This is a genomic window from Pseudoalteromonas sp. ABV4_021 (assembly GCF_056159365.1).
Genome location: NZ_JBSWVB010000002.1, coordinates 1,534,595 through 1,551,737, shown reverse-complemented (window position 1 = coordinate 1,551,737; position 17,143 = coordinate 1,534,595). Strand labels below are relative to the sequence as shown.

General features: G+C 40.9%; 19 protein-coding genes. 11 read left to right on the top strand and 8 right to left on the bottom strand.

The window, feature by feature from the left end; translation table 11 throughout:
- The first annotated feature begins 44 nt into the window (after positions 1-44).
- Positions 45-185 (top strand): hypothetical protein, encoded by a 141-nt coding sequence (locus ACXAFE_RS21115; RefSeq protein ID WP_475157684.1) that lies wholly within the window; start codon positions 45-47, stop codon positions 183-185.
- Positions 186-374: 189 nt separating this feature from the next.
- Here the strand turns inward: ACXAFE_RS21115 and ACXAFE_RS21110 are convergent, their stop codons facing one another.
- Both ACXAFE_RS21110 and ACXAFE_RS21105 read right to left on the bottom strand, forming a co-directional pair.
- Positions 375-1,835 (bottom strand): aerolysin family beta-barrel pore-forming toxin, encoded by a 1,461-nt coding sequence (locus ACXAFE_RS21110; protein ID WP_475157682.1) that lies wholly within the window; start codon positions 1,833-1,835, stop codon positions 375-377.
- 187 nt (positions 1,836-2,022) lie between these two features.
- Positions 2,023-2,904: a LysR family transcriptional regulator gene (locus ACXAFE_RS21105; RefSeq protein WP_475157680.1), complete on the bottom strand. Its 882-nt coding sequence runs from the start codon at positions 2,902-2,904 to the stop codon at positions 2,023-2,025.
- A gap of 622 nt (positions 2,905-3,526) precedes the next feature.
- Here ACXAFE_RS21105 and ACXAFE_RS21100 point away from each other — a divergent pair.
- Entirely contained in the window at positions 3,527-4,591 is a 1,065-nt protein-coding gene (locus ACXAFE_RS21100; protein WP_475157791.1) for a hypothetical protein, read from the top strand.
- Positions 4,592-4,646: 55 nt separating this feature from the next.
- The gene (locus ACXAFE_RS21095; protein ID WP_475157679.1) at positions 4,647-5,705 is read left to right on the top strand and encodes a hypothetical protein; all 1,059 of its coding nucleotides are present in this window, start codon (positions 4,647-4,649) and stop codon (positions 5,703-5,705) included.
- An 81-nt stretch (positions 5,706-5,786) separates the two neighbouring features.
- Here ACXAFE_RS21095 and ACXAFE_RS21090 read toward each other — a convergent pair whose 3' ends face one another.
- Both ACXAFE_RS21090 and ACXAFE_RS21085 read right to left on the bottom strand, forming a co-directional pair.
- Positions 5,787-7,529 (bottom strand): amidohydrolase, encoded by a 1,743-nt coding sequence (locus ACXAFE_RS21090; protein ID WP_475157677.1) that lies wholly within the window; start codon positions 7,527-7,529, stop codon positions 5,787-5,789.
- Between the two features lie 144 nt (positions 7,530-7,673).
- The gene (locus ACXAFE_RS21085; RefSeq protein WP_475157675.1) at positions 7,674-8,567 is read right to left on the bottom strand and encodes a LysR family transcriptional regulator; all 894 of its coding nucleotides are present in this window, start codon (positions 8,565-8,567) and stop codon (positions 7,674-7,676) included.
- Between the two features lie 112 nt (positions 8,568-8,679).
- Between ACXAFE_RS21085 and ACXAFE_RS21080 the strand changes: the two genes are divergently transcribed.
- The 7 genes from ACXAFE_RS21080 (at position 8,680) to ACXAFE_RS21050 (ending at position 12,966) form a co-directional block, all read left to right on the top strand.
- Positions 8,680-9,201, top strand: coding sequence for an NADPH-dependent FMN reductase (locus tag ACXAFE_RS21080; RefSeq protein WP_475157671.1), 522 nt, complete (start codon positions 8,680-8,682; stop codon positions 9,199-9,201).
- A gap of 262 nt (positions 9,202-9,463) precedes the next feature.
- Positions 9,464-9,799, top strand: coding sequence for a PadR family transcriptional regulator (locus tag ACXAFE_RS21075; protein ID WP_475157668.1), 336 nt, complete (start codon positions 9,464-9,466; stop codon positions 9,797-9,799).
- A gap of 12 nt (positions 9,800-9,811) precedes the next feature.
- Positions 9,812-10,546: a hypothetical protein gene (locus tag ACXAFE_RS21070; RefSeq protein WP_475157666.1), complete on the top strand. Its 735-nt coding sequence runs from the start codon at positions 9,812-9,814 to the stop codon at positions 10,544-10,546.
- Positions 10,547-10,566: 20 nt separating this feature from the next.
- On the top strand, positions 10,567-11,391 hold the full coding sequence (locus tag ACXAFE_RS21065; RefSeq protein WP_475157664.1) for a flagellar motor protein MotB: 825 nt from the start codon (positions 10,567-10,569) through the stop codon (positions 11,389-11,391).
- Between the two features lie 8 nt (positions 11,392-11,399).
- A complete protein-coding gene (locus ACXAFE_RS21060) occupies positions 11,400-12,188 on the top strand; it encodes a motility protein A (RefSeq protein ID WP_475157660.1) in 789 nt (262 codons plus the stop codon).
- A gap of 54 nt (positions 12,189-12,242) precedes the next feature.
- On the top strand, positions 12,243-12,641 hold the full coding sequence (gene fos, locus ACXAFE_RS21055; RefSeq protein WP_475157657.1) for a fosfomycin resistance glutathione transferase: 399 nt from the start codon (positions 12,243-12,245) through the stop codon (positions 12,639-12,641).
- A 25-nt stretch (positions 12,642-12,666) separates the two neighbouring features.
- Positions 12,667-12,966: a DUF3088 family protein gene (locus ACXAFE_RS21050; RefSeq protein WP_475157654.1), complete on the top strand. Its 300-nt coding sequence runs from the start codon at positions 12,667-12,669 to the stop codon at positions 12,964-12,966.
- A 68-nt stretch (positions 12,967-13,034) separates the two neighbouring features.
- On the opposite strand, the gene ACXAFE_RS21045 is transcribed toward ACXAFE_RS21050, so the two are convergent.
- From ACXAFE_RS21045 to ACXAFE_RS21035, 3 genes are all read right to left on the bottom strand, one after another.
- Positions 13,035-13,385, bottom strand: a complete 351-nt coding sequence (locus tag ACXAFE_RS21045; protein WP_475157652.1) for a VOC family protein — start codon at positions 13,383-13,385, stop codon at positions 13,035-13,037.
- Positions 13,386-13,516: 131 nt separating this feature from the next.
- Positions 13,517-14,875 (bottom strand): Na+/H+ antiporter NhaC family protein, encoded by a 1,359-nt coding sequence (locus tag ACXAFE_RS21040; RefSeq protein ID WP_475157649.1) that lies wholly within the window; start codon positions 14,873-14,875, stop codon positions 13,517-13,519.
- 67 nt (positions 14,876-14,942) lie between these two features.
- Complete coding sequence (locus ACXAFE_RS21035) at positions 14,943-15,986, bottom strand: PLP-dependent cysteine synthase family protein (RefSeq protein WP_475157647.1); 1,044 nt, start codon at positions 15,984-15,986, stop codon at positions 14,943-14,945.
- A gap of 132 nt (positions 15,987-16,118) precedes the next feature.
- On the opposite strand from ACXAFE_RS21035, the gene ACXAFE_RS21030 reads away from it, so the two are divergent.
- A complete protein-coding gene (locus tag ACXAFE_RS21030) occupies positions 16,119-16,682 on the top strand; it encodes a DUF4136 domain-containing protein (RefSeq protein ID WP_475157645.1) in 564 nt (187 codons plus the stop codon).
- Between the two features lie 75 nt (positions 16,683-16,757).
- Here the strand turns inward: ACXAFE_RS21030 and ACXAFE_RS21025 are convergent, their stop codons facing one another.
- Entirely contained in the window at positions 16,758-17,006 is a 249-nt protein-coding gene (locus tag ACXAFE_RS21025; protein WP_040642593.1) for a YkgJ family cysteine cluster protein, read from the bottom strand.
- Positions 17,007-17,143 lie beyond the last annotated feature (137 nt).

Below are 17,143 nucleotides of genomic sequence, written 5' to 3'. Positions count from 1 at the left end.
CAAAGCGTTAAATGCTTTACTTAACACACATTAGGAATAGAGATATGAACACGTCAAATGCGTTTGATTTATTATTTACAGCGGGTTTAACCACATTTGTTGTAGCAAGTTTATTAGCTGCTGGTATGAGCATGGCACTCGTCACAGGCTCATTAATTGGTGCAACATACTTATTACTTAAATAACCAGATGAAATGACACTTTCAGCAAATAAGAAATTGCTTATGCACAAAAGTATACGTTATTAAAAAGGCACTTAGTTTAAAACTGAGTGCCTTTTTTATTTAAGAATTTTCAAAAGTATTACTAAGGGATGAATTAAGTTTTAATTAATAAATGAAACTTGGCTAATACCACTCCCAAAGACCTTTCAATTACATGTCTACCGTTTCAATTTTAACCACTACGTTTTTAAAGCCCGCCTCTTCTAGTTGCTGCTTTAAAAGTGCCTGATGGCTGCTAGCATCGTAAGCACGCGATGTATTAAACGTACGTGCGCCATTATTAAGCGGTGCCTCATCACCAAAATAAACATTACCGGCAAATTGGCTTTGCGCATAGAAGTGCCCTGTTAGCGTGGTTTTCTTTGGTCTAAGTACACGGCTTAACCAGTATTGCATAGTTGTTAAGCTTGTTTGCTCTATCATCCAAGGCCAATCCCACTTTTTGTTCTCTCCTGGAATATTACGGTGCTCCCACTGATACGGAATGCTTTTCTCTTGCCCTGCCCATCGACCAATAACAAAGTTAGCCGTTTCATTTGGACGGTTATCAGGGTGCGTTAATAAACCATTGCCGCTCCAACGCATAAACCCATTGATTGTTAGGTCATAGGTAATGTCAGCATCAAATTCATAAGGGTATGAAATTGAGGATTTAAAAAGATCAACTTTGGCATTTAGACGTGTGTACGCAGGAATATTCGTACGTGCCTGTATAACCACACGCTCAGTTTCAGACCCACCATTAGTTTCACCCCACGCTTGGTTTGCCGAAATAGTAACCGACAGCGACGTATCAGAACCACCTGTCACCGATGGTGATTTCCATGTGTTTGATAGTGTTACCGATTCTGAAATACTGTAGTCATTAGTCTTAGACCAATTTGTTGACGTATCGTATTCAATGGTTACAACCGACATTTGGTCTGCTGAGGTGTTGTTAATTGCTGGCACAGAGACCGTTCTTATTAACTCTTTCTCAGTCGCAGTCACATCACCAGTAATTTTATAAGAATCGGTATCCATTACGTATTCGAAATTAGATACATTAATGGTACTTTTCTCACCACAGCGATAACCAGAACAACTGCCCCCATTATAGCCTCGGATATTCCAGCCATCACCTGTACGCGTGACTTCCATATCCTCACCCACATAATTAGAGCGATTGCCACCCACCCAAGCAAACCCCATATAATGAGCGAGATAGGAAAGCGGTTTGATAAAGGCATCTTTTTGGTTTACTAATTGCCACTCAATTTGGCTTTGGCTGCCAGGAGCAACATTAATAGCGCTTAATGTTGGGATTTCAGTCATCGGATTTTTCGGGTAACACCATGAGTTTGACGCTGAACCGCGTTTAATTTCACCTGAATATCCCGGTCCCATAATCACCCAGCCATCGGCAAGGCCCGTGATTTGCCATTTACCCATTTTTTTAACTATGTCATTACGGTAAATTTCAGCTTCATTTTTGGTGATCAACCTATTTTGGGCAGAACAAACACCAACACCTAATGCCTCATAGTGAATTTGGTCTAAATAAATCACCGAAGAGTTTGCATGGCTAAGGCCTGCTTGGCCAATGAGCATTAACGCGAATAATTTTTTCATTTACTACTTCCTTTTTAGTCATATATAAATTCAGTCCATGTATTAATCAACAACAGAAATCATGGACTGAACAAAATACTAAAAATGGCTGAAGCAGATTAATAGAGGTATCAATGAAAGTTAAATTTTCAAAAATATTAGTTGTATTTTGGCTTTTTGGTTGGCTAATCAAACGCGGGTGGCGGTGCTAAATATCGATACCACTCAACGAACAGGTCAAAAAGTCGATTAAATACCGAGTGCTTTTTGGGATCAATTTATCAGGCCAAATTAGATTAATATCACGCTTAATTGGCTTAACATGGTCAAGTACATTTACTAGGCGATTGACATTTAAGAATGGTTTTACACAATAAGCAGGGCCGTAATAAATACCGCGCCCTTCAACTGCGGCTAATGCGCACATTTCGATGTCATTTGATACAAAATCTGGATGAGGTTGGAACACATGGCGTTCACCTGTTAGCGTGATAAAACCCCAATTTTCAAAAGGTGAACAACAAATATGTGGAAAATTAGCAAGGTCTTCAAAGTTTGCAGGCTTGCCATACTTCACAATAAGAGTTGAAGAGCATGCCATAACGAAATGCATTTGGTTTATCACCTTACACATATACTGCGAATTTTCGAGCTGGCCAATTCTAATAGCCAAATCAAACTCAGTGGATTTTAAATCTAATCGCTCATCAGAGAGCAGCATATGTATTTTAATATTAGGGTGTAAGGTGTTGAATCGGTTAATCAAACCTGTAAAGTAAACACTTTTAATAAAGTTCTGTGGTGCAATCAATTTAATTGTGCTCACCTTGTCTTCACCAATATTTTTAAAATCACACAGAATACTTTGTAAATCTTCAACATGATTCAAACAATGCGCGTAAAAACTTTTACCCGGTTCGGTTAATCGTAAATTACCTCGCTCTCGATAAAACAAGGCTAATGATAAATCGTCTTCAAGTTTTTTAATGCGCCTTTGTAACGTTGGCAACGGGATATTAAGTTTGACCGAAGCTTCGTGAAAGGTTTTAAATTGATTTGTTTTGATGAACAGTGCCACTATATCTAGCAAGGTATACCTCCTGTAACAATTGAAGATAACTGCTCAGCCATATTTGGAAAAACGACTTACTTAGCGCATTTATCAACCGAGTATTTATTCAAACTACTTAAGCGTACCCATTTAGGCAACGAATTTTTATTAATTCTATGTGTTGAATTGCTATCAAGCCAGATATTTCAATGGCAGCTACCTAATTTGGCTTTGTTAACAAATGAAAACAATGGTGTGATGCGTTGTAAAAATTAAAAAATTCGCTCACGAACCAAGCTAACAGACTAAATAAGGGTTTTAAATATAGAACGATACCGTTGCTTAAAAAGTATCAAGCTTTTAAAACTAATTTACTTACTTCTTAAATAACACCAGGTTTAACTGTTTTACTACTGCTTTCCACCCGGTAAAACCTCGTTGTTTACACCCATTAACAAATTAAAGGAAAATCATATCACAATGAAATAATTGAAATAATTACTCTTAAATCACATTTCACCACCCCCAGTTGCTATTTTTAAGTCATTTTTTGCACAAAAACCATTGAATTGTTAATTTTTAGTAACAATACTGAGTTGACCTCTGAGGTCTGACAACTCGGGAGGGGCTCATAATGACAACAATTAGCTTGGAAGTTGATATGAATAAAAATAAAAGCAGTATCACATTAAGCAGTATCTTTGCATGCGCAGTAGCGCTTTCAACAAGCTTTGCAGCAGCAAGTAAAGAATATAAAACAATTCTGATCCATGGGTTTCAACCCGTACAATTAATTAATGCAGCAGGCACGGATGTTACAGCTGACGGTGCTAACTATTGGTCATCTTACTGGGATCAACTGGCAGATGAACGCATAGATTGGCCGTCTTATGAGCGTATTGAAGGTAAAATTGCATCCGATTGGGTTTGGCCCAAACTAAAGCAATTCTCCCAATCAGGGTTATGTGACGCTGGCTGTGTTTTTGTCACCCACTCAACGGGAGACTTAGTTGCTCGCTATATTATCGATAACCAAGCAAATTGGCTGCAAAATGCCGGATTAAAGCCGCTGAATATTGTTGCAACCTTTGATATAGCTGGCGCCGGCGGTGGTAGCGAGTTGGCAGATATTGCTGTAAGTGCATTATCAGGGGCTGCCTCGTGGAACCCACTTGTTGATGCAGCGCTCGAGTGGTGGTTAGGCAATAATATTAATGAAGCTGTGGGTGTATTACACGACTTAAAAGTAAACAACGCACGCAACCTTGCGCCCATGCCCGATAGCAGAGCTCCCCGCTTACGCTTTGTTGCCGATGGTGATGACTTTTTTGGCGCAACCTCGTTATTTATTCGTGGCAATGATGATGGCGTTGTAGCCACTCATTCAGCTTGTGGTGCAAGTAGTGTTGCAGCTTATGGCAGCTGCAGTACAGATGTTGACACAAACGGTCGAATTAAAACTCAAAACAACGCGGTATCAGGTTTTATGCCTTATCACTATCCAATGTTAATGTCTGACAACTACAGTCATAACAATATTCGTGAAGGCAGACATCGTGGTGAAGTCACCGTTGCGATTAATCGTGTTGGGATTACTGCAAATACAGTGTCATTTGATAGCTATGATAAAACAACCGGCGCGTGGTTTTGGAAAAAAGAGTATCGCCTTGTTAATCAATCTGATCAGCTGAGCGCATCAGAATTAATTTATAACGCGATCCCTTAACCCCTGGGCCCTGTTAACTTGCGGTTGGCAGGGCTATTTCTAGATGTGATATTTTATGAAAAAATCCATTATTGCACTTGCACTTACTACGCTATTTGGTCTTTTAATATGGCTGTTTTTCTCTGATAAAAGCGTTGCACAACCTAATACATTTAAAACACTTCCAGCAAAAGCATCTGTTATAACAACAGCTGTTCAACCAAAAGCTTCAAACGTTACCCAACAAACTTTGACGATTGCACAAGCAAAAAAGCACTTTGATGAATCCATTAAATCTGCGGCAAAACAGGTATCCCACCACTATGCTGCCGCACTGAGCTTTCCTCCTTATTCGCAACCACTGACTTCGCTTGATATAGACAGGTTAGAACCCAACAAGTTTAACCCTGTCGCCGTACCTATTAACAACGATGGCGCTTACTTGGTATTAAGTTTAAGTAAATATCGCTTTGTATACCCAGAGCCAATAGCTGTGCGTGTAGAAGGCGAAAATATCGGCGCGGTAAAGTTGAGTTTAATGGATGTCGGCAGCAAAAAAGTGTTGGCATCACAACGTGTTAATAATGCTAAACAAAACTATGACTTTTCATTCCCAGCTCGCGAAGATTACCCGAGAAATTTACAAATCTTAGCTGAGGCGCAAATTAATACGAATCAAATACCTATCGTTGCGCACCTACAATATATGAATCCGAGTGCCGTGTTGACAGGGTTTGATAACGCTTGGCCTAACAGCGATAAAATGACCATTCCCGCCAAGCTAAAAGTTCACAAAGCAGGTATGTACCGCATTAGAGCCAACTTGTATATCGGTGAGCAACCCATTGCGCATTTAGTCTCGCGGGAACGCCTAGAAACTGGAAACCAAACTATCGCATTAGATGCCCATTGGTCGGTGTTAAAAGTCACTGGTCAACCGATGCATTTGCATGGTTTTGTCATTGAATTAATGTCACCCGCACCTGGTGAGCCGAGTGTTTTTGGTCATAGCGAAATTAAATCATTTACGATTAGTGAGTTTCCAATTGATAGTTTAAATAAAACCCCATATCACCCCACACATGCTGAACGCCAAAGTTTGCAGTTTCTAAAAAGCTTAGACTCATCCAGCTAAACGATTAGATGAAATAAAAATAGGGATCACCATCGATCCCCATTTGATTTAATAAACATCTATTTTGAATTGTCTAACAACTTAGCGTGAATAAACGGTTTTTCCTCGACTAATTGTTTGCTCAACGTATAAATCTTTTAATGTTTCAGGTGCTACTTTAAGCGGGTTTTTGTTCAAAATAATTAAATCCGCTTGTTTACCCACTTTTAAACTACCTTTACTATTCTCTTCAAAGTGTTGATAAGCAGGCCAAAGGGTCATTGATTTTAAGCCTGTGTAGGCATCTACTCGCTGATCTGGGCCAAGTACTTTATTTGTGCGTGTAGTGCGATTTACTGTAGCGTCAAGTACTCTAAAAGAGCTTGGTAATGCGACAGGCGCATCGTGATGGCTACTGAAAATCATTCCTGCATCAAGTATGGCTTTCGTCGGAGAGATAAAATCAGCTCGCGGTTCGCCTAACACCGAGTCGCGATGCCAATCACCCCAATAGAATGTATGCATTGGGAAAAGCGCCGGGAAAACACCTGCATCTTTTACGCGTGCTATTTGGTCTTGTCGAATGGTTTGACCGTGAATAAGTACTGGGCGACGATCTTTTTTGCCAAGTTTACTGTTGGCTTTTTCTACAGCAGTAATAAATTGTTCAATTGCCGCATCACCATTGGCATGGGTTAATACTTGCCAATCGTTTTTAAAAGCAGTTTCAACATAGTTATAGGCGACTTCATCTTTAAATGTTGGGTAGCCTGCGTAGTCTTTATTCTGGCCATGTGGCGGATGAAAATAGGGCTGTGTTAGCCAAGCAGTTTTGCCCTGTGGTGAGCCATCAAAATTGAGTTTAACCCCACCAATACGGAATTGATTTGTGTACGTAGGCGCATTATAAAGCGAAGTCATAAAGTCTCTGCTCGATACCATATCAGCGTACGCAACGACATCAATTAGCAACTGCCCTTTTGTTGATGCGCGTTTGAGCGCTTCATAACCATCGGTAGTAGCACGGCCCTCTTGCGCTGTAGTGTAGCCAAATTTCGCATACATTTTTTGTGATGCTGCCAACATTTTATCTTGTAAGTCTTGGTCAATTAATTTGGTTAATGCAAAGAGCACGGCAAAGTGCGCATTTTCTTCAAGCACGCCATTCGGCTCTTGACTGCCTTCAACACGGCGAATAACGCCACCCTCTGGGTTAGGTGAATCTGCATTAATTCCGCTTAGTTCGAGTGCTTTACTATTTGCCACGCTTAAATGACCAGAGGTATGAATAATAACTACTGGCTTTTCGGTGCTGACCTTGTCTAAATCTTCTTTGGTTGGGTAACGATCAAGCTGCGCATCATCATAGCCAAAGCCTAATATCCACCCTGTTTTGTCGATAAACTCTGCGTTATCAGGGGTGTCAGCTGATGCTTTTAATATTTCAATAATGCTATCTACCTTACTGGCTTTACCATCAGGCGGCGGTAAAACATTAGCAACGACTGCTTGTAAGCCAACACCATAAACATGGCTGTGCGGGTCAACAAATCCTGGTAGCAACGCCTTGCCTTTTAAATCAATCAGCGTTGTTTTACCAAATTTATGCGCCATGGCACTTTTTTTATCGCCGACAAAAATGATTTTTTCGCCAAGGGTCGCGATTGCTTCTGCATATTCAGGTTCATCACCTTCCATGGTTAATATGTCACCACCAAAGTAAATTCTATCGGCCGCTGTTACTGCAAGCGGTTTTGACACGGCCTCACTTTGTGTTGGTTTTTCTGAAAAACAGCCTGTTAGTGTAAGGCCCACAGCGCCTGCTATCACCCAATGCCATTTCATAACGTATTCTCCTTTACTTAAGTTTGTGAACTCGCTTAATCGATTAGCACTCACTAAAACCAGTAAACCGCATCTCATTCAAAAAGGGAACAAATTATTTAAGCGATTGTTATTTCAGATCAAAGATTAGGGTGTGTCGTTCCCTCAAGTTAACTTTTTTTGTAGTAATTCGACAAACTTTCTGACTTTGGGCGATAAATGTTTACGACTTGGGTAGACCGCATACACATGGACTTCAGTCGTTGGAAAATCGGCGAACAATACTTCAATATCATCATTCTGCAACGCCTCAGTTAAGAAAAATTCAGGCAAGCGCACTATGCCATGCCCATCTAACGCCATTGCTAATTCCATATGGCCGTTATTACTACGAATACGTTCTTTAACAGAGACCGTAAACGCACCGCCATTTTTATCAATAAAGTCCCATTTATCGGCCTTTTTTAAGTTGCTATAACAAATGCAGTGATGATTAGACAGCTCACGCGGGTGATGCGGTTTACCATAACGTTCAATGTATTTTTTACTGATCACCGTATACGTTGGAACACTAGTAAGCCGTTTACAAATTAAGGTGGAATCATCGAGCGCGGGCGTGGCACGAATAGCTAGGTCGTAGCCTTCGTTGATTAAATCGACTTTCTCATCACTGATATTCCATACTAAACTGACGTTGGGATACAGCGACAAATACTCTGACAATGCTGGCTGTAATAACCCTTTGCTTAAACCAAGCGGACAACTCACTTTTAAACTGCCTTTGGGTTTTTCATCACTTGGCGAGATCGATTGCAGTGCCTGCTCAGTATCATTCACCAGCTGCTCGCAGTGATTAAAAAACACTTGCCCCTCAGGCGTAAGTGAAATAGAGCGTGTGGTTCGATTTAATAGGCGCACGCCTACTCGCTCTTCTAACTTACTGATTACTTTACTAACATGGGAGTTTGAGTGATTCATCGCCTCAGCAGCCGAAGCAAAACCACCCAGTTTTACCACTTGCACAAAGATGGGAATACCATCAAATATATTATTAGCCATATGGAAACAGTATTTTAATTTTATAAGTATTAATATCGTAAAGGAATTAATATAACCTTATATTCAACAAGTCAAGGTAACAACTTAATTAGAATTCGTGTCGGAGAGCATTATGAAATTATTAGCATTCGCAGCAACAAACAATAGTCAGTCAATTAACAAGCAACTAGTGCAATACGCATCATCACTAGTAGATGCAGAAGTTGAGGTTTTAGATTTAAACGACTTTGAAATGCCAATTTACAGCCAAGATCGTGAACAGCAAGGTGGCATTCCAGAACAAGCACAAACCTTTTACAAAAAAATCGGTGATGCAGATGCCGTTGTAATTTCATTTGCTGAGCATAACGGCTCTTACACAGCGGCTTATAAAAACTTATTCGATTGGACATCACGCATTAATATGAAAGTGTACCAAGATAAGCCAGTTGTATTAATGGCATCATCACCAGGCCCAGGCGGTGCACAAAGTGTATTAGGCGCAGCAACAGGCTCTGCAGGTTTCTTTGCGATGGACATTAAAGGCAGTTTTTCACTGCCAAGCTTTTTCGACAACTTTGATGTAGAAAAAGGCAAAATTACCAACAGTGAACTGGCCGACAAGTTATCAACCATTATGGCGCAGCTTGGTTAATTAAAACGTAACGCTTGCGTTTTACTGTGAGGTTTAAACACCCTCCCCTTCAACAGGTGCTTAGCACCTGTTTTTTATGCTGAGCGTTTGATAATTAACAGTACTTTTTAAAGCACTCCCCCAAACTTGACGTTACTTTTAAAACCACGTTTTTATCTTGCTTGCCATTTTTTACTACAAAATAGTAAAAACCATTTGCATCTTTCGTTTTAAAAAACTATTTTGTAGTAAATTAAGCCTTGATAGTGTCCATAGGTGGTTTGTGGGTAAAAGTGATAAATTTTTAGGTGAGTTTGAGCAAATGGTATTACTCGCCTTATTACAACTAAAAGAAAACGCTTATGGCGCTGCTATTCGTCAACTTTTAGACCAACAAATTAAACGCACTGTTGCTCTGGGTGCACTTTACGCCACCCTTGAACGGCTAGAGAAAAAGGGACTAGTTTCATCAAAACTAGGGGAGGCAACGCCTGAACGCGGCGGTCGCCCGAAGCGTTTTTTTAAAGTAACTAATGATGGATTAAAAGCGTTACAGCGGGCAAAAGATGCCATGGATACCCTTTGGCAACACGCGCCAAATCAGCCTTTTGAAGTATAAATGGTGAACATCATGGCTAAGAACAATGCAAATCCACCTAAGCTCGCTGCTTGGCTAATTGCGCGCTTTACACCAAAACACCATCAAAATGCCCTTTTAGGTGACTTGTACGAAGAGTATTTTCTACTTAAAACGCAAAACCCATCAATTGCAAATTGCTGGTTTTGGCATCAAACCTATCTTTCCGGTCAAACGGCATTTCATCGCCTTCTTACTAATGCGAATGTCATTAAAGGCGTTATTTTTAGTATCGGACTTAGTATTTTTACAATTATCGCCCTCTTGGTAATGTGGTTAAGTAGCATGGATAACGTTGACGGCTTTAGTGACGGTTTTTGGCACTCACTGTTAAATGGCAATATACATCTCGCCTTACTCGAAGGGGCATTTTGGTCTGGCACACCTGAATATGTGATGAAAAGTGTCGATGATGGCGTTTGGTCGTTTATAAAATTATTTATTGATGTTCCGGCTGTGATGATGGCGACGGCATCCCTCTTTGCGATGCGCTATTTAAGTAAAACCGCATCAATCAGACTACTTTGCATCGCGTCTTTATTAATGGTGTGTGTGCCCTACTTGTACGGTTTTTATTTACTTAGCAACCATGATTACGCGGCAACGCAAACTGGTCCTGTACTGGCTTGTATGTTGCTCAACGTGTTCTACTTGGTGCTGCCAAGCTGTTATTTTATTGCGAAACGCTTACGCGTCGAACGCAGCAAAGTGTGGCAATCCAACAGTTAAATAACGCAAGAAGTATCGCAATGGAAAACCACGAATTTGTAGATGAGAAAGCCAAAGGTGCGCCTAATTGGATGACGACGTTTGCTGATTTAATGTCGCTTCTGATGTGCTTTTTTGTATTACTGTTATCTTATTCAGTGATGGATGTCGAAAAGTTTAAACACATTGCGGGCTCAATGAAAAAAGCCTTTGGTGTGCAATCAGAAGTAATGTTAGAGGATATACCTAAAGGCACGTCGGTTATCGCTACCGAGTTTTCGCCTGGAAAACCAGAACCCACACCAATAAAATCTGTGCAACAGCTTACAACTGAAAATGAACAACGTGACTTACAAACGCAAAAAGCTGAAAGTGATGTAGCTAAAATCAATCTAAAGTTAAAAGAAACCTTAGAGCACTTACTTCAAAGCGAGATTGACAACGAACTAATTGAACTTGAAATGCTTGGGCAGCAACTGATTATTCGATTAAACGAGCGCGGCAGTTTTCCGTCTGGTTCAAGCTTTTTGCAACCGCGATTCAAACCCGTTTTAACGACTATAGCTGAGCAACTCGCGCGTATTCCGGGGCAAATTTCCGTATCTGGGCACAGTGATGACTTGCACGTAAGTAATGAACTGCATGCCAATAACTGGGAGTTATCATCAAAGCGGGCGAATGCCGTGCTGCAAACCTTACTCGTTTCAAATCAGCTTAGCAGTAACCGCTTGCATATAGCGGCTTACGCCGATACTAAGCCTTTACTGCCCAACACATCGCAACAAAATAGAGCTAAAAATCGCCGCGTTGAAATTGCAATTTCACAAGGCAACGCGGTCGAACTTAAACCTTCTCAGTCTTTTTAGGAAAACCCATGGATTCAGCAAGTGGCTTTGGCCTTTCAATCATCATTTTAGCACTGATTTTTGGCATTTTTGCCAGCGGCGCAGCTCCGGAAGCATACGCAAATCTATCGTCTATTTGCATTGTGCTTGGCGGCACTTTAGGTGCGGTAATGCTAAGTTATCGCTTATCTAAATTTATCGCTGCTATAAAACACATTAAATGGGTATTTTCTAAAACCACGCCAGATCTCTTCAACACCATGGATGAACTCGTTGAACTAGCTGAAGTTGCCCGTAAAAGTGGCTTTTTAGGGTTAGAAGAAAAACCGATAAACGACCCGTTTATGGCTAAAGCTATTAACTTATTGGTCGATGGTCATAACCCTGAAGCCATTGAATTTACAATGAATCGAGATATTTTGCATACGCGCCAAAATAATAACGATGCCATTAAAGTAATGAACAGTTTTACCGAACTTGCACCTGCTATGGGCATGATAGGTACATTGATTGGCTTAGTCGCGATGCTAATCGCTATGGACGACCCAAAAACCATCGGGCCGCAAATGTCAGTCGCGTTGTTAACGACCCTTTATGGCGCACTGATTGCCAATGGCATTACAGGCCCTTTTGCTAATAAGCTGGGCGAGCGCGCAGAAGAGATAAAGCATCATATGTGCTTAGTGCGTGATGGTGTGATGCATATTGCCAAAGGGGATAACCCAAAAACCATGATGAATTTGTTAGCTGGCTACTTAGGTGAAGATTTAACATCTAATGCAAACTTTGTTGATAAAAATACTAGCGCCAGCCAATAATCATTTTGTTATAGTAAATGGCTGATAACAAAACCAATTATAGGTTGGCCAACAATGATTTTAGGCTTAAATCATATCACTATTGCGGTGAGCGATTTAGCTCGCTCCCTTGAATTTTACATCGATGTACTCGGTTTCAAAGGGCATGTGAAATGGCAACACGGCGCATGCTTATCTGTAGGCGATTTATGGTTTTGCCTAAGTGTTGATACACCTTCAACCCGAACTGACTATTCACACATTGCATTTGATATTGCTAAAGCGGACTTTGATAACTTTAAAACGCGAATAGAAGAGCACAATATTCCTCTTTGGAAGAATAATAAAAGCGAAGGCGACTCGCTTTACTTTTTAGACCCCGATGGTCACCAATTAGAAGTGCATGTTGGCTCGTTAAACACGCGCCTGCAAGCACTCAAACTACGCCCTTACGATAACCTTGAATGGTTATAAACGTTCAGATTTAATGAAGTAAACATTGAAACCAATTTTATTTATTTTAACTATGCCATTTGAAGATGGACCCGGAAAAATGTGGGTATGCTCTCATTGTGCAATGATAGAAGGTGCACTGCAGTTTAATCCGCATTGGCAAGAACACCTAGATATTCGCCGCATTGATTTTGCTAAACCAAGACAGCAAGTGGTTGAATTACTTGGCGAAGAAAATCAGTGGTTGCCAGTACTTATTCTCGAAAACAAGCACACCATCACCGACCCAGTAGCTATTATCAACCATCTAGCGAGCGAGTTTGGTGGCGCTGCGGCGCATCCATAAATAAGATACAAAAACGAGGCACACTTTATTTGATTTAAGTATGCCTCGTTATTTGTAGAGTGAGTGTATTATTTGTCGCTCCACACAGCAAATTCGTTGCCACAAGGATCGCTAAAGTGAAAACGTTTTCCGCCTGGAAACTCAAATGTTTCCACTACAATTTTGCCGCCAGCTGCGGTAATTTTGTCTTGAGTTTCAGCCAAATTTGCACTGTAAAACACCACTAATGCTGAGCCTTTAGCTACCGTCATAGCGTTGTCACTTAAATAAAAGCCACCATCAATACCGGCATTATTAAACGCGGTATATTCTGGACCGTAGTCGGTAAACTCAAAGGCAAAAACCACATTAAAAAACGCTTTTACCTGTGATAAGTCGCTGGCTGGAAACTCAAGATAATTTATTTTTTCGTGTTGCATACGGCCTCCGTGTCTTCGCTAAAAATACTAAATAATCTGAACTTAGGTTAATAAGTTAACTACCAATTTGTCATAGATAGATTTTGTTGTTTAAACCTTCTCGCTTGATAATTTGTTGTACCAAGTCCAGATTAAATTATAAAACTGCCTACCACAACGTACAGTAATAAACTGATTGCGGCAATCACCAAACAATACGGTAACTGGGTTTTCACGTGCTCAATATGGTCGCACCCACTGGCGATAGACGCCACGATGGTCGAATCTGAAATTGGTGAAGCGTGATCGCCAAATACCCCGCCGCCCAAAACGGCTGCTAATAAAAACGCCGGTTCAATGCCTGTTTGTAACGCAATAGGTAGGGCAATTGGGAATAAAATAGCAAAGGTTCCCCACGATGTGCCCGTGGCAAATGCCATAATACCAGCGGTAATAAATAGTAACGGTGCAATCCAAAGCATTGAAACTTCAGAGCTCATAAGACCGCTAACATAAGTACCTGTACCAAACGCTTTTACCGCATCACCAAAAGCAAACGACAGTACGAGCACCGCCACCGCTGGCATTAAATTTTTAATGCCTTTTAGGCTGTGCGATACCACATGTTTGATTGAAAATACCTTATCAAGTAACAACATCAACACAAGTACAAGGTAACTCGTCACCACGGCCCAAAGCACCGAGAACGAACCACTGCCGCGGCGTAAGTCACCATCACCAGTGTAATAAAGTAAACCCAAGGTAATAAAAATAATGCCAAGCATCGGAATAACAAGGTATCGCGCTTTGCCAATCGTATCATTTTGCTCAAATTTTGATTCGACCTTGCTGCTGGCTGCTTTTAAAGGGCCAAACACGCGCCCGCTTAACGCCGTGTAATACACCACACAAATTACAATAATGGGATAAAAGTTATAACCTATGGTACTTAGCAAAACGCCCACTTCGTCCGATAAATTATATCCATCAAGCAAGCCTAAGATATATGCGCCCCAGCCATTAATCAGCAATAAAATACTAATTGGCGAACAGGTAGAATCGAGAATAAAGGCAAGGCGCGCACGCGATAATTTATATTTATCAAAAATACTTTGTGACGCAAGACCCGCGGTAAACATACTTAAATTAGTATCGGTAAAGATGGACGACCCGATCAAAGTCGGAACCATCGCGGCTTTTCTATCGTTATCAACCCAATGCTTTTTATTCAGCGCATTAATAAAGCCAGCCACACCACCACTGGCATTTACCAGCGCAAGCACCGCACCAATCAATAAACTAAATATAATAATACGTTGGTTATAGGTGGATGTTGCGACATCAATCACCCCTGTAGTTATCGCGCTTACACTTGTTATTGGCGCAAAATTTGATGACATAAAGTATGTAAGTACTAACCCAACTACTAAGGCTTGAATGGCACTTTTGCGCCAAATGGCAACTAATATCGCCACAATCGGCGGGATAATGGTATAAATTGAATCGTTCATTATTATTCTCAGCACGCAATAAGCGGCTTATTTTGAACAGTTAAATACATAATTGCAAAAAAATGCACTAAACCAAGGTACTGAGCCAATTTTGATAGTCAGCATCTATCGGAATATGCGCTTGTTGCCAATCGTTATCGTAATAGGTATTTAAATAGCGCTCGCCACTATCACAAATCAGACTGACAATAGAGCCGTTGACACCCTGCTTTTGCATTTGTTTTGCTAGGTGTAACATACCAACAAGGTTAGTGCCAGTTGATGGGCCGACTTTGCGTCCCAACTTTTCTGACAACCAGAACATGGCTGCAATACTTTGTCCATCCGGCACTTTCAGCATTTCGTCAATCACACCCGGTATAAATGAGGGCTCTACTCGCGGGCGACCAATGCCTTCAATACGGCTACCCGTTTGATTTGTCAGCGTGTTATCACCATTTTTATAAAAGTCATAAAATACCGAGTTATCTGGGTCTACTACCAACAACTGTGTATCAACACCTTGATAGCGCACGTATCGACCAATTGTTGCCGATGTACCGCCGGTACCTGGACTCATCACAATCCAGCGCGGAATTGGGTTTGGCTCTTTAGCCATTTGCGAAAAAATACTCTCAGCAATATTGTTATTACCACGCCAATCGGTTGCCCGCTCAGCATAAGTAAATTGGTCCATATAATGGCCACCAAGCTCATCAGCTAAACGTTGTGACTCGGCATAAATCTGTGTGGTATTTTCAACTAAATGGCATTTTCCACCATAAAACTCGATTTGCTTTATTTTCTCTTTCGCCGTGGTTTTTGCCATAACCGCAATAAAGGGTAAGCCTAGTAATTTTGCGAAATAAGCCTCAGAAACCGCCGTTGAGCCGCTTGAGGATTCAATTACCGGCGTATTTTCATTGATCCAACCATTGCTAAGCGCATACAAAAACAATGAACGTGCTAAACGATGCTTTAGTGAGCCCGTTGGGTGTGTACTTTCATCTTTAAGATAAAACTCAATATTGGGAAATGCCATTAAATTGAACGGGATCAAATGGGTATCCGCTGAGCGAGTATAATCGGCGGCAATTTTAGCAAATGCGTGTTTTGTCCAATTGTTATTCATTTTATCCCTATTCATTGTCTATTAAGATAAAAACTGTAGTCTTACCATTAGCATAGAGATTACAGTTTAAGAAATCTATGTTATCTTTCATGAGCAAAACACAACTTTGTTAGCTGGCCAAGGAGCTTGATTATGAAAAACCTACTAATCGCATGTGGCGTGTTATTGTTAGCTGCCTGTGCAAAAACCCCTGATTGGGATTATGACCGCACAGCAAATTTTGCAAACTATAAAACGTTTGCTTTTGTTGATAACGCCGATCTTGCTAAAAACACCACTAATTACCAAATTAGTCCGCTCATGGAGCAGCGCGTACGTGCAGCTGTTTCTCGCGAATTGAAAGCCAAAGGTTTTACGCAAGCGTCAACCGACTCAGCTGACGTACTAATTAATTATCACGCATCTGTCGAAAAGAAAATCAGTACCGACACCATTTCATACAATACCGGTATGGGTTACCCGTACAGTGCGCGCTGGGGTTACTGGGGTGTAGGAATGGAAACCCATACATCAACTCGCGAATATGAAGTAGGAACGCTGGTGTTAGATGTTATTGACCGCAACGAAAAAGCCCTTGTTTGGCGCGGTGCAAAAGGTGGTAAACTTAAGAAGAATCAATCACCTGAAGAGCGTACCAAGGTTGCCAACGAACTGATTGCTGAAATTTTATCCAACTTCCCGCCTGAATTAATGTAGGGTAAGCGGATACAAAAAAGCCATCAATGATGGCTTTTTTGTTATTAAGGGCATGTTCAATTGGTGAAAGCTAAATTAGGTTGCCCCTTCAAGATAACTAATAATTTTCATTGCATCGTCATTGGTGTCACCACACACATCATGTGTCGGCTTAAAGTCTAAACAGACTTTAGGGCGGGTTTTATCTCCAAATAGTCGACATAAGTTATTTTCGTCCAGTTGTACACAACGCACGCCCGCAGGTTTACCCATTGGCATACCCGGAATTGATGATGAAATACTTGGCGCAATGCAGCACGCACCGCATCCTAATCGACACTCCACGTTTAAACCCCTTTTGTTTCTCGGCTCGCATTATAAAACATTCTGCCATGGCTTGCGATAGCGTGACTTCAAGTGCCGACGGCCTGATTAAGTGTAACAAAATATGTTATTAGGTTACCTTTAGACAACATTTAGAA

What these genes read in the sequence shown, in the direction of transcription:
- ACXAFE_RS21115 (WP_475157684.1), top strand. Translation starts at nt 45, where the DNA reads ATGAACACGTCAAATGCGTTTGATTTATTATTTACAGCGGGTTTAACC.
- ACXAFE_RS21110 (WP_475157682.1), bottom strand. Translation starts at nt 1,835, where the DNA reads ATGAAAAAATTATTCGCGTTAATGCTCATTGGCCAAGCAGGCCTTAGC.
- ACXAFE_RS21100 (WP_475157791.1), top strand. Translation starts at nt 3,527, where the DNA reads ATGAATAAAAATAAAAGCAGTATCACATTAAGCAGTATCTTTGCATGC.
- ACXAFE_RS21095 (WP_475157679.1), top strand. Translation starts at nt 4,647, where the DNA reads ATGAAAAAATCCATTATTGCACTTGCACTTACTACGCTATTTGGTCTT.
- ACXAFE_RS21090 (WP_475157677.1), bottom strand. Translation starts at nt 7,529, where the DNA reads ATGAAATGGCATTGGGTGATAGCAGGCGCTGTGGGCCTTACACTAACA.
- ACXAFE_RS21085 (WP_475157675.1), bottom strand. Translation starts at nt 8,567, where the DNA reads ATGGCTAATAATATATTTGATGGTATTCCCATCTTTGTGCAAGTGGTA.
- ACXAFE_RS21080 (WP_475157671.1), top strand. Translation starts at nt 8,680, where the DNA reads ATGAAATTATTAGCATTCGCAGCAACAAACAATAGTCAGTCAATTAAC.
- ACXAFE_RS21070 (WP_475157666.1), top strand. Translation starts at nt 9,812, where the DNA reads ATGGCTAAGAACAATGCAAATCCACCTAAGCTCGCTGCTTGGCTAATT.
- ACXAFE_RS21065 (WP_475157664.1), top strand. Translation starts at nt 10,567, where the DNA reads ATGGAAAACCACGAATTTGTAGATGAGAAAGCCAAAGGTGCGCCTAAT.
- ACXAFE_RS21060 (WP_475157660.1), top strand. Translation starts at nt 11,400, where the DNA reads ATGGATTCAGCAAGTGGCTTTGGCCTTTCAATCATCATTTTAGCACTG.
- fos (WP_475157657.1), top strand. Translation starts at nt 12,243, where the DNA reads ATGATTTTAGGCTTAAATCATATCACTATTGCGGTGAGCGATTTAGCT.
- ACXAFE_RS21045 (WP_475157652.1), bottom strand. Translation starts at nt 13,385, where the DNA reads ATGCAACACGAAAAAATAAATTATCTTGAGTTTCCAGCCAGCGACTTA.
- ACXAFE_RS21040 (WP_475157649.1), bottom strand. Translation starts at nt 14,875, where the DNA reads ATGAACGATTCAATTTATACCATTATCCCGCCGATTGTGGCGATATTA.
- ACXAFE_RS21035 (WP_475157647.1), bottom strand. Translation starts at nt 15,986, where the DNA reads ATGAATAACAATTGGACAAAACACGCATTTGCTAAAATTGCCGCCGAT.
- ACXAFE_RS21030 (WP_475157645.1), top strand. Translation starts at nt 16,119, where the DNA reads ATGAAAAACCTACTAATCGCATGTGGCGTGTTATTGTTAGCTGCCTGT.